The organism is Paenarthrobacter sp. NPDC090520 (assembly GCF_044769205.1).
Taxonomy (GTDB): domain Bacteria; phylum Actinomycetota; class Actinomycetes; order Actinomycetales; family Micrococcaceae; genus Arthrobacter.
The window spans coordinates 145609-159533 of sequence record NZ_JBIVXM010000011.1 but is presented as its reverse complement, the minus strand read 5'-3'; the positions used below and the strand labels follow the sequence as shown (position 1 = coordinate 159533).

Genomic DNA, 13925 nt, shown 5'->3' with positions numbered 1-13925 from the left:
GAACAACCTCAGAAACCAAACGATTCGAGAACTTCACCACGGCAATCGACACCCTTCAATAATCAGGTGTTGCGATCACCGCATGATTCGAAGCGCTCAAAACAACTGTGGAGTCTCATGACTTAATGGACACTTGTGTCTCATGACTTCGTGGACAGTGTGTCTCAGGACCTCGTAGACACTTCTGGCGGGTTTGCTCTGTTTCATGAGCAAACCCGCCCCGAAGTTGACCGTTCGTCAAGCAGTGGCCATGTGGCCGGCAGATGCCCCTCGGGGTGAGGTCAGCAGGTTCTGCAAGAAGCATGGCGTCTCGCGGTCTTGGTTCTATAAGGTCCGGGCTCAAGCCCAAAGCGCTGGCCCGGTCCAGGCTTTGACGACGAAGCGGCCAGTTCCGTTGACGAGTCCCGCGGCGACGGCTCCGGCGATGGTCGAACTCCTCCTGGCCACCCGGAAGTCGCTGGAATCCGGAGGCTATGACCATGGCCCGTTGTCGGTGATTTCGGCGCTTTCCCGCAAAGGCTTCGTCCCGCACTCAAGAGCGACGGTGGCCAGGATCTTCACCCGCGCCGGTCTCGTCATCCCCGAGCCGCGGAAAAAGCCACACAGCGCTCAGAAACGGTTCGTCTACCCGCAGCCGAACGCATGCTGGCAGATCGACGCAACCGAGTGGCCGCTGGCCAACGGGAAGAAAGTGGCGATCTTTCAACTCATCGATGACCACTCCCGTCTGGCCCTGGCATCCTTGGTCGCGTCCGGGGAAACGAGCGAGGCCGCCATCGCCGTGGTGTCTCTGGCTATCGAACGCCACGGCGTGCCGGAAAAGTTCCTCTCCGACAACGGCGCGGCGCTGAACCCGACCCGCCGCGGACGCACCGGCGCGCTCGTGGAGTACCTCAAGTCCCAAGGCGTCGAACCCATTACCGGTAAACCCGGCAAACCGACCACCCAAGGCAAGAACGAACGCTTCCACTTCACCCTGCACCGCTACCTGCGTAAACAGCCACCACCGGCGACCATGGCCATCCTTCAAACCCAGATCGACACCTTCGACCAGTACTACAACACCGAACGAGAACACCAAGCACTGCCCGGAAAACAGACCCCTCAGGAAGCATGGCTCGCGACCCCGAAAACACCGGCCCCTGCCCGGCCAGACCCAGAGGCGAACAAGCCCGAGCCACCACACAGCAAACAACGCCGGGTCAGGAAGGATGGCCGCGTCAGCGTACTCGGGACAGCATTCAACATGGGCAATGACCTCGCAGGGACCGCCGTGCACATCATCCACGACAACGCCACAATCACGTTCTTCGATGCCCACGGCACCGAAATCATCACGCACCCGGTCCCCGTCCACGGCACCCGCTACATCGGCAACGGCAAACCCTCCGGAGTCGCCGCCGATCCGCGGGGCGCGCGCAGCAAAAGAACAAAATACCCGCCCCGCAAACGCCCGGAGAGCACAACTACAAAAGAAGTGTCCACAGAGTCATGAGACACCAACTGTCCACGAAGTCATGAGACATGAAGTGTCTACGAAGTCCTGAGACATCACAAGCGCTCAAAACAACAACAAGTGCCAGTTAGTTGGGGGCCACCCGCGCGGCCGAGCCCATGCGCTGCTTCGCCGTGTTGCTGCCGGGGCCCACGGGAACGTGCGAGGTTGCCTTGGCCAAGCCGAACAAGGGCATGCCGTTGTACACCACCTCAATCCCGGATGCGGGCACTTGGTACGTCTCGTGCCACACCCCGATGTCCCCGCTGCCCGCGATCTCCTTCATGAACTTCCGCCACGGACCCAGATGCGGCGATTCCCTGTCCGCGGCGAACTTCCGCAAGTGTTCGGGGCTCTCCCAGTAGCTGAGCAGGATGGTGGTCCGGCCAAACCATTGCTCGCTCCCCAGCAGGCCGGCCTCGGGATTCCGGGCCAAGTGCTGCATCATCACGGGCATCGCGGATGCCACCTTTGCAACGCGGCCCGTCTTCCACCAGCGGTTGGCCCGCATTCCAATGAGGAAAACCGTGATGGTGTCGCGGCCGATGTCAGCGGTGAAACGTCCAGGGAAGATCTCCTGTGCCATGTCAGTCCTTCGGTCATTGTTCCTGGTTCCTGGTTTCATAACGGCGTTACGAAACAATGTTATGAAACACTTGGAAGCATGGCAAGACCCATCGTTCACGACCACGCCGTTCGCCAACGGCTACTGGAAGTCACCGCGGAGCTCGTGGACCGCGAAGGCCCCGCCCGGGTGACACTGAGGGACGTCGCGGCAGCCGCGAACACGTCCACGACAGCGATCTACTCCCTCTTCGGCGGGAAAGCGCAACTGTTGACGGCCGCCGTCGACGACGGCTTCCGTTCCTTCGGCGAGTCCCAGCGCGACGCCTCGAAGGACGGCCTCCTTGGCCTTGGCCGCGCCTACCGCACCTGGGCCCTCGCGCATCCGGCCTTATACCGGCTCATGTTCAGCGGCGCCCTGGCCGCTTACATTGACTGCAGCCCGACGCCGGAAGTCGCCTCCGCGTCCATGGCCCCCCTGGTGGAGGCGGTTACCTCCGCGCAGCAAGCGGGCAGGCTTAAAGAGGACCACCCCCAAACGGTGGCGATGGCCATTTGGGGGCAGGTCCATGGGCTGGTGAGCCTGGAACTGGCGCAGATGAACGAACCTGGTACGGACTGGGCGGCCATCTACGAGGCAGCGCTGGAAGGAGTTGCCCGGGCCTGGGCAGCTTAGGACCTCCTAGGCGTACACGCTCTCCAGGAATGCTCCCCAGGCCTTCGCCGTGAGCTCGGAGTCCCCGGAGCCACTGAAATCATGGACCGTCATGCCTACGGGAGCCCCAAAGGCGTTGCGGCCGAAGAAGCGGTACAGGGTGTCATCCGTGCGCAGGCCAAGGAAGTTGTCATTGGCAAAGTCCACCTCGCCCCTCAACTGCCCCACCCCTTCAAGGTCCACGTCGAACGTCGAACCCGCGGCCAATCCCTCCACACCGAGCGCGTTCTTCAACCGCCGGAATCCATCCGCAGCCTGCGAGGAGCCCGGGGCCTGGATGTCGGTAAAGACCACCGGCCGGCCGTCGAAGTGCTCGAGGTACTGGCCCAAGGTGTGCAGGTAGAACTCAGTGTGCTTGCTGGCGCCGTCGTACTGTTCATCCCAGTTGTCGGCGAAGATCCCGCTGTGGACGTAGTGCAGCTTGGCGCGGCCACCGTCCACCGGTTCCAGGACGTGCTCCAGCTGGTTGAACCAGCCGTCAGGCCCATCCATTCGGGTCACGAGGTGTCCCGGGAACTCATCGACGGTCCGGACGGCCGGCCACTGGTCGGTGGGGAACATCCATGCCGGGGTGTCTACCGTAACGGCCTGCCACACCCGCTCGGGAGTTCCGGGAAGCTCGGTATCGGCCACGATTTCGAATTCACGGTTATTTGCCATTGTCCTGGTCCTTTTCTGTGGGAATGTCACTGCCTGCTGGGACTTCAACTGAGGGGTTCTTGAGTGCGGGGTGAAGCACGACGACGAGGCGGTGCTTGCGCCCGCCGCCCGCCGCGGCGGACGGACCGCCGTCGTGGTATTTGTCCACGAGCTGCGTCACCGCAACGCCGAGTTCTTCCGCAAAGGCGGCGCGGTCGGCTGCCGAGCGGAAGGTGATCTCGCCGTCGATCGCGAAACTGGCCAACTTTTTCTTCGCCGCCGCGGCGCCGGAGATCAGCTTCCCCATCTCCTGTACGGTTCGCGAGGCGAGCGAGAGGAGCCAAAAGGCCGAGAACCTGTCCGCAAAGCGCCGCGGATCCGGCGCCACGGAGGCCAGGGCCACCGGCGATATGAGGTAGGAAGCCGCAGTCGCCCGGAGAACGCGCTCCGTGACGTTGCCCTTGCGCCGCTCCTCCACCAACTCCACCAGGCCGTGCTGCTCAAGGGCCTTGAGGTGGTAATTGACCTTCTGGCGCGGCATACCCACCTTGGCGGCGAGCTGCGTGGCCGACGCCGGCTGGGCCAGCTCCTGCAGGATGCGCGTGCGGATCGGGTCCAGCGAAACCTCCGCCGCGGCCGGGTCCTCGATCACTTCGATATCCAACATGCTTCAAGTATGCTTACGGACAACTTTTTTTGTCAAGAATTTTTTTATGTTCGGTAGCCGGAATGTTATGAGGCCCATCCTGCATCCCCACCGCTTCCCCGGCATCGGTATAACGCGCAAAGCGGGCCCCGCAACGGAAGCAACGTAGAATTGTCCGGTGATGCAATCCCCCCTCCCCGTGCGCGACGGCGTCAATGCCACGCGCCTCCGCCTCCCGGACGAGGGACCGTGGGACACAGCGATGGACTACATGATGCATCGCTGGGGACACATCGATCCACAGGGAATCGAGGACCGCTTCGACGCCGGCGAAATAGTTGGCGAAGGCGGCGTGCCGCTCACGCGGACCACCAAGCTGGAGGACCACACCTTCATTTGGTACTACCGCACCCTTCCTCCCGAGACCCGACTGCCCGTGGAAATCACCATCCTCCACCAGGACGAACACATTCTGGTGGTGGACAAACCCCACTTCCTCCCCACGACCCCGGGCGGCACCTACATCCAGGAATCGGCCCTGGTCCGGCTGCGCAACCTCCTGAACCTGCCGGACCTCATTCCCATGCACCGCCTTGACCGCATGACCGCCGGAATCCTCCTGCTCTCCACCAACCCGGAAACGCGCGGTAAGTACCAGGTGCTCTTCGAAAAGCGCCAGGTTCAGAAGGAATACGAGTGCGTGTCCGCGGCGACGCCGGCGCCGGGCTATCCCGCCGTCGAATTTCCCGCCCTGGTCCGGAACCGCATGACCAAGTCCCGCAGCTACCTCCTCGCGGAGGTAGTGGACGGCGAACCGAACGCCGAGACGCGCATCGAACAGACCAGGACGTTCGACGGCGGTGCTGGGCCGCGTGCGCTGTACCGGCTGGAACCCCACACCGGGAAAACCCACCAGCTCCGTGTGCACATGGCCTCACTCGGCCTGGGAATCGTCAACGACGCCTTCTACCCGGACCTCCTGGACAAAGCGCCCGACGATTACTCCAAACCGCTCCAACTCCTGGCCCGCGGCATCCGCTTTGTGGACCCCATCAGCAGGAAACCCGTGGAATACCGGAGCCAGCTCACGCTCAGCGACGCCCACGGCTAGCCGAGCCGGGTCAACGGCCGAACACGGCGCGGAAGACCGCCGTCGTATCCTCCGAAAACAGCACGAACTCCACCAGGTCCAAAGGGCTGCCCTTGGCGGCACCTCCGGTACCCGACACCGAAAAGGCCGAGACGGCGTCGTGCGCCACCTCGGCAACTTCGCGGGCATCCCAACCGTAGATTCCGGCGCTGATCGCGGGAAACGCGACGCTCCGCGCGCCAAGTTCCCCTGCCACCGCCAGGCTTTCGCGGAAGCACGAGGCCAACATTTCGGGGTCGGTTTGTCCGGCATGCCGGTTCGGCCCTACCGTGTGGATCACCCAGCGCGCGGGGAGCCGGAAACCCGGCGTCCCGACGGCGGCACCCACCGGAAGCCCGTCCGGCAGTCGGGTGCGGCGCAACTCCCGGCACGCGTCCAGGAGTTCAGGCCCGGCGGCCCTGTGGATGGCTCCGTCCACCCCTCCCCCACCGAGCAGTGAAGAGTTGGCGGCATTGACGATTGCGTCGACGCCGCGCGTGGTCACGTCCCCGTGCATGATCTCGATCCGCATTCCGCCAGTCTTCCGCCGCCCGGGCGAAGCGGCAAGAGCCAGCGGGTGGGGTGGCAAGTGCGGTATTTTGTGCCAATGGACTTCACTTCCCCGGACACGTGGGGATCAGCCATTTACTTGTGGGTGGTCCCTTTCGTGCTGGGTGATGCCGTTTTTCCGCCGATCCCCTCGGAGATGGTGGTCATCACCGGTGGCGCGTTGGCCGCCGAGGGCCACGTCAATTTCTGGCTGATCCTGCTGCTGGCCGCCTTCGCCTCCTGGTTGGGCGACATGGCCGTGTACCTGCTGTTCAAGCGGCGCGTCAGCCATGTGCTGGATCGGTGGTCGTGGGGCCGCAAGGTGCACCTGGCCATCCACGAAACCATCGCCAAGGCCGGGCGTTCCTCCGCCTATGGCGCAATCATCGGCGCACGATTCGTTCCCGGTGGCAGGCTGGCCACGTCCGCAGCATCAGGCATTGCCAATGTTTCGGTCCGCGGCTTCAGCCTGTGCGCAGGACTCGGCGGCGTGCTGTGGGCCTTGTGGCAGGTGGGCCTCGGATACTTCACCGGGTCCACCACCAAGCTGCCGTTTTGGGCCAGTTCGCTGATCGGTGTGGGCGTGGGCCTGGTGATCGGCGTGGTGGTGGGCGTGATCGTCACCCGGCGCCGCGGTGACCGCTCCCCCGTCGATGAACCGTTCGACGGGGACGCACCGCAAGCTGACCAGCAGTCCTAGATAGGCGACCAGCGCCCGCGGCTCCGGCGGAGCACGTAGAGGCTGCCGGTCAGGGCCACGCGTTCGACGGCGTCACGCATCATGGCAGCCGACGTCCGGGCCTCATGGTTCTCACCTGTGTAGTCCCGCGCATCCACCATGAACCGCAGGCTGATCTGTGGGACGCCACCAACAATATCCAACTGGTTCGACTCCACGTGGTGCCTGGTACCCAGGGCTTCCACGGCGGCAGCCATCACGGACTCCGGAGCATTGCCCGGCTTGAGGCCCGTGATTTTCAGCTTGGTTTGGAACGATGGCATCCCACTAGCCTAGCCGTGGCTTAGCCGGTGTTGCGCAAGCCGGCGGCCACACCATTGACGGTGATGAGCATGGCCCGCTGGAGCCGTTCGTCGATCTCCGCTCCGGAGACGGACTCTTCACGGACGCGGCGAAGAAGTTCCACCTGCAGGTAGCTGATGGGATCCAGGTACTGGTCGCGGATTTCGAGCGAACGCTTGAGCGTTGGCTGGGCATCGAGGAGCTCAAGTTCTCCCGTGAGCCGCTCGACCTCAGCCACCGTGAGCTCGTATTCGTCGCGGATCATATGGAACAGGCGGTGCAGCTCGCTCGGAACCAGCGAGGAAACGTAGTGCCCGGCAATCTCCATGTCCGTCTTGGCCAGCGTCATCTCCACGTTGGAGATCACGGAACGGAAGAAGTGCCAACGGTCCATCATCTCCGTGAGCTGTTCCGTGTTGCCGGCCTCGCGGGCAGCCTTCAAGCCGGAGCCGACGCCGAACCACCCCGGGACGATCTGGCGGGACTGGGTCCAGCCAAAGACCCACGGGATAGCACGCAGGCCGCCCAGTCCCGCACCCGAATCCGGGCGCTTGGACGGGCGCGAACCGATGTTCAGGGAACCGAGCTGCTCCACGGGAGTGGACGCCAGGAAGTAGGCCGGAAGATCCTCATCGTCGATCAAAGCCCGGTAACGGGCGAAGGCGGCGTCGGAGATGGTCTCCATGACGTTCGCGTACCGCTCACGCTCGTCCTCAGAGGTGCGCGGAGTCCGGTGCAAGGCCGAACCCTGCATCACGGCCGCCAGCGAGAGCTCCAGGTTTTCGCGGGCAAGTTCAGGCAGCGAGTACTTGTCCGAGATGACCTCGCCCTGCTCCGTGAACTTGATTTCGCCTTCGAGCACACCGTTGGGCTGGGCCATGATGGCATCGTAGGTAGGTCCGCCACCGCGGCCCACGGAACCGCCGCGGCCATGGAAAAGGCGCACGCGGACACCGTGCTTCGCAGCAACGTCGCGCAGCTTCCGCTGGGTCTTATGGATCTCCCACTGGCTGGTCATCACGCCGGATTCCTTGTTGGAATCGGAGTAGCCGAGCATGATTTCCTGGATGTCCCCACGCAAGCGGACAAGTTCACGGTAGGACGGATCGGACAGCAACTGGTCCACGATCTCGGCCGAGGCGCGGAGCTCTTCGACGGTTTCCAAGAGCGGCGCGAAACCGATCCGGGCGTGCGGCTTGGCACCGAAGAGGTCGATCAATCCGGCTTCGCGGGCCAGGACGGCCGCGGCAAGAACATCGTCAGCGCCGCGCGTCATGGAGATGATGTACGTTTCCACCACGTCCGGACCGTACGTGTTCAAGGCCTGGCGAATGCTGCGGAAGACGTCGTACGTGCCATCAGCGGTGCCGTCGAGCTTGATGGGGTGGCCCGAGAGTGGACGGCGGGATGCCAGCTCGGCGCCCAGGAACTCGAAGCGTTCCTCACGGGTGAGCGATGCGTAGGGCTTTTCGGTGCCCAGCCTGTCAACGAGCTGGCCCACGGCGTCGTGGTGGTAATCCGCGTGCTCACGGATGTCCAAGGTGGCAAGGTGCAGGCCGAAAGCCGCGAGGGCTCGCCTGACGCGTGCCAGCGCACCATCGGCCACCAGGCCGGCAGCGTGGTTACGCAAGGACGATTCGAGCAAGCCGAATTCGGCAAGAAGCTCCGGGGTGGTGGCGTAATCGCGGCCCGGTTCGTGGTGGGTGGACGCCGAAATACGACGACCCGTGTTGATGAGCTTGGCCTTGATGCACGTGAGCTTAAGCCGGTAGGGCTCCTGCCCATTGAGCTCCAGGACCCGCTTGTCCAGGCCCGGAAGCTTCTTCAGGTCCACCTCGATGGAGTCCAGGAGTTCCTGGTCCGCCCCGAACAGCGCCGTGGAGTTGGACAGGACGGAAATCAGCTCATCGATCAGGGCAATGCCAATGCGCACTGCGTTCTGGTTTTGCAGCTGCAGGATTTCCCGGGTCACGGCGGCGGTGACGTTCGGGTTTCCATCGCGGTCGCCACCGATCCAGGATCCAAAACGAAGCGGGGCCGCGGCGGACGGAAGCTTCACGCCATGTTCGCCCAGGAGTTCGGCAAGGTCGGTCAGCATTTCCGGCATGGCGTCCGTGAGGATGCTGTTCAGGTAGTAGATGGCGTTGCGGGCCTCGTCCACCGGGGTGGGCCGCACCTGCCGCAGCTCATCGGTCTGCCACATCTGGTCGATGATTTCGGACAACTGCCGGTCCTGGCGGCGGCGGGCGGACGTGCCCTCCAGCGTCGGCTGGGCCAGGACGTCGGAGAGCTTGCGGATCTTGTCCAGCACCGAACGGCGCGAGGCCTCGGTGGGGTGGGCCGTGAAGATCGGACGGACGTCCAGCTCGTTGACCACGTCCTGGAGCACCTCCGGGCCGGCCTGTCCCGCGATTTCGGAGACGGCCTTGGCGAGCCAGCCGTCCTTCTCCTGGCGGGTACGGAGACCGCGCACGCGGTGCACCTGCTCGGCAGCATTGCTCAGGTGGAAGTAGAACGCGAAGGCACGGACCAGGTCGGTCGCCTGCTCGAGTGGCAGGGAGGCGAGAAGCTCGCGGACCTGGGCTACGACGTCGTGCGCGCTCCACGGACCCGTAGCATCGGCGCCGCCGCGCGCGGCCTCTTTGGATTCCTTGGTGAGAAGCCGGACCTGCTCCACAAGCTGCAGCAAATCCGGTCCGTGCTGCCGTACCAGGGACTCACCCAGCAGGGTGGAAACCCGGCGTACGTCGGCGCGGAGTTCCGCAGCGAGATCGGTGTCTTGAGGGGCAGTGTGAACCATAGATACTTACCTTCGGGATGTGGTTTGGCTCGTACACTGCGCTGGATACTGTGAGCCCTATTACTTATGTTTCCCAAGGGATATTACCCGCAGCGGCTTGGGCTGCGGGAATGTGTCTCAGATTCTGGCATGGTCCGGGCTACACGTCCGGGCTACTCCGCCCAAGCCTCCTTCAAGGCCTCCCAGTGGGCTCCTTCCATGAGGCTTGCGGGCGTCACGGACACGGATTGCGCCCCGCCCCGGGCGGCATCCTTGAGCGCGTTCCGGAACGTGTCGGCCGAAATAATGCCGTCGTTGGCCCACATGCCCAGCGACAGCGACATCCGGGAACCGGCCCTGCGGTTCATGGCGCGCACCAATTCCTCCGTGCTGGGCGCACGCTCATCATTGAGCCCCACGTACTGCCACACATGGAGGCGGTCCACCTGCTTGAGGAGAAGATCGTAGTCATGCCCGCTCTCGGCCCGGTCCCCGGACGCGGACTTCGTGGGACTCCGCACGTCCGTTTCGGCCTTAACGCCGAAGGGCTCGACGGCGGCACTCACTTTCCGGGCGATGTCCGCCATCGCTTCGCTGCGCCACGTCCTGATGTGGGCATCCGCAGTGTCTATGGAGCCGTTGCCCAGCCGGGGCCAGTCCGCTTGGCCGGTGGTGGCTTTGTAGTCCTGCAGGTCATCGGGCCCAAACGTGAAATCGTCGAACATCAACTCCGTCAGGTCCACTGCTGTGGGGTGGTACTTCCGGGCAACCTCGGCGGCCAAGGCAACGAGCCGGGCACCCGCCGCACCGGTCCGCAGGGCAGCAACGCCGGCAAAACTTGTGGACGCCCGGCCATGCACATCGCGGCCTGCCAGTGACGGGTCTTCTTGGAGCGCCCGGCCCAGGAGGACATCGATGGTCAGCACAATGTCCCGTTTTTCTCCGTCAGCCGAAGTCCCCACGGCTTTGATGGCCTCGGCAACGTAATCACGTCCGGTGGCCGACACCTCGCCTGAGAAGGATCCCGGCCGTCCGGCCCACGGAAAGGCTGTCCAGTCCGTGCGACCCACGGAAAGCGAGACCGCCGTGGCATTCACGGAGTCCAGCCGTTTGGCAAGCTCGGGAAGATGCTGTGGATCCTTGGTGACGATGTCCTCGAAGCCAAGGTTGACCATCCGATCGCTGGGTCGGGAACCACCCCCTCCCGGTGACGCCACCATGATCACTGTGGACGCAGTTGCTGTGGCAACCATGATTGCGAAGGACAAGATGACCTGTTTCATGCGAGGGACTCCCTTAAGGATTCACTGTCCAGTGCAGTCACCGAAACCACACCAGTGCGTTGGAGCTTGTTCCACCGGGCCGGGCTGCCGCGCAGCTCCTTGACGATCGCGCTGGCCAAGGCAAGTCCTACGAAAACCGAGTAGAAGGGCCAGAGCGGTACCGTCCAGAGGAACCGGAGATCCCGCCAGGAACCGTTGAGGCCGATGGAAAAGACGATCAAAACGAAGGACACGAACAGGCCCAACCAGCCCAGGATGGCAAGCACTTCCCACGGAATGGGTCCCCTGCCTGCCGCGTAGAGAACTGGCAGGATTCCCAGGATCAACAATTGCAGGATGGGTATCAACACCATGGTGAAAGCGTTGAAAACCAGGAACAGCCCGAACGTCCCGTAGGTTGTTTTGCCCAGCATCCCAAAGTGCAAGCGAAGCGTTTGGAGCAGACCCCGGGACCAACGGACTCTTTGCCGCCACAGCCCTCCCATGGTGGAAGGCGACTCGGCGTAGACCAGCGCCTTGGGCTGGAAGTTCACCCGGTAGCCGGCTTTGTAGACCCGCCAGGTGAGTTCAAGGTCTTCGCCCAGGGTGTCCTCGTGGAAACCGCCCACGCTGCGAACCAGGTCCGCCCTGAACGCACCGATGTTCCCGGAGACAATCGGAAGGCAGTGCATCAGGGAGAGGGCTCGGCGCACCAGCCCGGTGCCGACGTGGCTGAGCACGGCGAGCATCATGGTTTGCACCCTGTTGAGGTTCACGGGCCGGTCATCGCCGCAGACCGCGCCCACCTTCGGATGGTCGAATCCCGCCAGCATGTGGAGCATCGTGTCCGGAGCGAAGATGCCGTCCGCATCAACGAACATCAGGATGTCGCCCTGCGCCGCCTTGATGCCCGTGTTCAGTGCAGCTCCCTTGCCGGCATTCGCGCGCGATATGAACCTGACGCGGTGGTACGCCTCGGCGAGCGCGGCCATGATCTCTGCAGTGGAGTCGGTGGAGCCGTCGTCCACCAGGATGACTTCCAACCGGGAGTAGCGGCTGCTGAGGATCGATTCTACGCAGTTGGTGATGACCACGGCCTCGTTGTAGCCCGGGACGATCACCGAAACCATCGGCTGGGTGCTGAGGACGGAATACTTGTGTTTCACCGGCCGGGGCCGGTGAACGCGGTTGAAGTAGAGCGCCAGCGGAACGTAGATAATCTTGACGGCACCGAACCCAAGGATGATCAGTCCGCCAACCTGAACAAAGGCCAGTGCGAGATCGAGGATGGTCACGCGTTCCTTCCCGACAACTGCTCCTGTGCATGCACTCGAAGCACATTGTCCAGGAGTTCGGGAGCGTGGGCGCTGTTGGCACCGAAGCGGGCGTTGACCTCAAGGACCACCGGGGTACCGTCCGGCATTCGCCTGATGTCGATATCAACGGGACCCTGCAAGCCCAGGGCTTCGACTGCAGACACTGCCAGTGCCGCAACGTCCCGGTCCGCGGAGGCTTCGCTGCGCCGGACCGAAACCGCGTTGCCCACGCGCCCTTCCTTGAGCGCGGTTTTCTCCAGGACCACCACGACGTCTGTCCCGGTGCCCGTCCGATGGAGAACTGGTGCGTATTCCGTCCCAGGAGCAAACCGCTGCACAATGCAGGTGTCGTCCGCCATGGCCCAGGCGTGGGCCGCCCGGGCTCCCCCGTCCATCAACCGCTCCAGGAGCTGTACCCCTCGGCCACCGCGCGAAACCCTCGGCTTGACGACGAGGGGGCCGCCCAGGACATCCATGGCGTGGTGGACAGAATCGAAACTGCTGGGGAGCCCGAAGGGTGGAACGTCAACGCCCGCAGTATGGAGGCACGTCATGGTATGGAATTTGTCGTTCGCGGTTCGGACGGGTGCAGCATCGGCCACCACCACCCGGACACCCGGTGCCAGATCGTCCTTTGCCTCTGAGACCAGCACCAGCTCGTCGCTGACGGTCGGAACAACGACGTGGATGCCGTGTTGGGCGATCAGCCCCCGCAGCTCCCACAGGTAGCCCGGCGCACCAGACCGGGAAACCCTCGCCACCATATCCGCGGAGCGGGTGTCCACCGACTGCATGTCCACGCCGAGGACCCAATGTCCACGGTCCATGAGTTGGCGGGCCAACGAACTGCCCGCGGGACCTCCCACGCCTGTCACCAGGAAACGGACCATCAGAACTCCCCTACGGCTGAGCCAAGCAGACGGACGGGTTCGAACCCTTCCGCGTACGTGGTTTTCACTTGCGACCCGCGGAAGGCGGCCAGGCTGCGCACCCTTTCGGCGCTCATGTAGGGCTTGCCGCGCTGGTCCTTGTGCATGGAAACTGCGTGGATTTTCACGTCCACGTACCCCGCAATGTCCACAAACACACTGGGGTTGAACTGCCGGGTTGCCGACGGGCTTTCGAAGCACAGGATTGACGAGTGGCGCCGCGCGGCGCGCATGGTGGCATTGTGCACGGCCTGGTGGTCCTGGTGGTAGTCGTGACCCGAGTGCGTCATGACCACATCCGGTTGGAACTCCTTGATGAATGCCTCGATCGCATGGACCATCTCCTGGCCGTGCTGGGACAGGTTCGTGTCCCTGAAGTCGTGTACCTGGACTTTGGAGACGCCCATGAACTCGGAACCGGAGGATGCCTCAGACAGGCGCGCTGCACTGTCGCCTCCCCTGCTGCCGGTGCTCATCACCATGGCCCGGACTTCGTGTCCTGCGTCCGCCAACTTGGCGAGCGTGGCGCCGCAGGCCAACTCCAGATCGTCGGGATGGGCTCCGATGGCCAGCACCCGCCTGGGTTGGGCGGCCATGGCGTGATCAATCCGTAGTGTTGGTGCCACCAGGAAGCCGACCACCAAGGCAGCACCGCACAACAGCACCACCACTGCGCACCAGCCCAAATGCTCGGGACTCAGAACACAGCCCAACAGGGCTGCCATCAGCAGCGCTCCCAATGCCGCCGTGATCCACCGCAGCCGATGCGGGGACCTGAACCTGCGAACAAACCAATTCCGGCCGACCGGGACCAAGGCCAAAACCACAGCAAGCGCGCCAAGCGAGCCTGCCACGGCAAACACCGTTGCCTTCATACTTCC

The 13925-nt window shown here is 63.8% G+C and carries 14 protein-coding genes; 4 read left to right on the top strand and 10 right to left on the bottom strand.

The window, feature by feature from the left end; genetic code table 11:
* The first annotated feature begins 544 nt into the window (after positions 1-544).
* Entirely contained in the window at positions 545-1495 is a 951-nt protein-coding gene (locus tag ACIQTZ_RS15065) for a DDE-type integrase/transposase/recombinase (protein ID WP_402981978.1), read from the top strand.
* An 88-nt stretch (positions 1496-1583) separates the two neighbouring features.
* On the opposite strand, the gene ACIQTZ_RS15060 is transcribed toward ACIQTZ_RS15065, so the two are convergent.
* Complete coding sequence (locus ACIQTZ_RS15060; RefSeq protein ID WP_402981976.1) at positions 1584-2081, bottom strand: DUF4188 domain-containing protein; 498 nt, start codon at positions 2079-2081, stop codon at positions 1584-1586.
* A gap of 78 nt (positions 2082-2159) precedes the next feature.
* Here ACIQTZ_RS15060 and ACIQTZ_RS15055 point away from each other — a divergent pair, with 78 nt between their 5' ends.
* The gene (locus tag ACIQTZ_RS15055) at positions 2160-2735 is read left to right on the top strand and encodes a TetR-like C-terminal domain-containing protein (RefSeq protein ID WP_402981974.1); all 576 of its coding nucleotides are present in this window, start codon (positions 2160-2162) and stop codon (positions 2733-2735) included.
* 6 nt (positions 2736-2741) lie between these two features.
* Here ACIQTZ_RS15055 and ACIQTZ_RS15050 read toward each other — a convergent pair whose 3' ends face one another.
* Positions 2742-3434 (bottom strand): SRPBCC domain-containing protein, encoded by a 693-nt coding sequence (locus ACIQTZ_RS15050; RefSeq protein WP_402981972.1) that lies wholly within the window; start codon positions 3432-3434, stop codon positions 2742-2744.
* Positions 3424-4080 (bottom strand): ArsR/SmtB family transcription factor, encoded by a 657-nt coding sequence (locus tag ACIQTZ_RS15045; RefSeq protein ID WP_402981970.1) that lies wholly within the window; start codon positions 4078-4080, stop codon positions 3424-3426. The genes ACIQTZ_RS15050 and ACIQTZ_RS15045 overlap by 11 nt, the downstream gene beginning before the upstream one ends.
* Before the next feature lie 160 nt (positions 4081-4240).
* Here ACIQTZ_RS15045 and ACIQTZ_RS15040 point away from each other — a divergent pair, with 160 nt between their 5' ends.
* Positions 4241-5170 carry a pseudouridine synthase gene (locus ACIQTZ_RS15040; RefSeq protein WP_402981987.1) on the top strand — a complete coding sequence of 310 codons (930 nt, stop codon included), beginning with the start codon at positions 4241-4243 and terminating at the stop codon, positions 5168-5170.
* Between the two features lie 10 nt (positions 5171-5180).
* On the opposite strand, the gene ACIQTZ_RS15035 is transcribed toward ACIQTZ_RS15040, so the two are convergent.
* On the bottom strand, positions 5181-5720 hold the full coding sequence (locus tag ACIQTZ_RS15035) for an O-acetyl-ADP-ribose deacetylase (protein WP_400336052.1): 540 nt from the start codon (positions 5718-5720) through the stop codon (positions 5181-5183).
* 75 nt (positions 5721-5795) lie between these two features.
* Here ACIQTZ_RS15035 and ACIQTZ_RS15030 point away from each other — a divergent pair, with 75 nt between their 5' ends.
* Positions 5796-6437: a DedA family protein gene (locus ACIQTZ_RS15030; protein WP_402981968.1), complete on the top strand. Its 642-nt coding sequence runs from the start codon at positions 5796-5798 to the stop codon at positions 6435-6437.
* On the opposite strand, the gene ACIQTZ_RS15025 is transcribed toward ACIQTZ_RS15030, so the two are convergent.
* The 6 genes from ACIQTZ_RS15025 to ACIQTZ_RS15000 all read right to left on the bottom strand — a co-directional run bounded on the left by ACIQTZ_RS15025 (position 6434) and on the right by ACIQTZ_RS15000 (position 13919).
* Complete coding sequence (locus ACIQTZ_RS15025) at positions 6434-6739, bottom strand: hypothetical protein (RefSeq protein WP_397323785.1); 306 nt, start codon at positions 6737-6739, stop codon at positions 6434-6436. The genes ACIQTZ_RS15030 and ACIQTZ_RS15025 overlap by 4 nt on opposite strands.
* 20 nt (positions 6740-6759) lie before the next feature.
* On the bottom strand, positions 6760-9558 hold the full coding sequence (gene ppc, locus ACIQTZ_RS15020) for a phosphoenolpyruvate carboxylase (RefSeq protein ID WP_402981966.1): 2799 nt from the start codon (positions 9556-9558) through the stop codon (positions 6760-6762).
* A gap of 152 nt (positions 9559-9710) precedes the next feature.
* Positions 9711-10820: a hypothetical protein gene (locus tag ACIQTZ_RS15015; protein ID WP_402981964.1), complete on the bottom strand. Its 1110-nt coding sequence runs from the start codon at positions 10818-10820 to the stop codon at positions 9711-9713.
* The gene (locus ACIQTZ_RS15010; protein ID WP_402981962.1) at positions 10817-12094 is read right to left on the bottom strand and encodes a glycosyltransferase; all 1278 of its coding nucleotides are present in this window, start codon (positions 12092-12094) and stop codon (positions 10817-10819) included. The genes ACIQTZ_RS15015 and ACIQTZ_RS15010 overlap by 4 nt, the downstream gene beginning before the upstream one ends.
* Positions 12091-13005 (bottom strand): ATP-grasp domain-containing protein, encoded by a 915-nt coding sequence (locus tag ACIQTZ_RS15005; protein WP_402981960.1) that lies wholly within the window; start codon positions 13003-13005, stop codon positions 12091-12093. Before ACIQTZ_RS15005 ends, ACIQTZ_RS15010 begins: the two co-directional genes overlap by 4 nt.
* Positions 13005-13919, bottom strand: a complete 915-nt coding sequence (locus tag ACIQTZ_RS15000) for a PIG-L deacetylase family protein (RefSeq protein ID WP_402981958.1) — start codon at positions 13917-13919, stop codon at positions 13005-13007. The genes ACIQTZ_RS15005 and ACIQTZ_RS15000 overlap by 1 nt, the downstream gene beginning before the upstream one ends.
* Positions 13920-13925 lie beyond the last annotated feature (6 nt).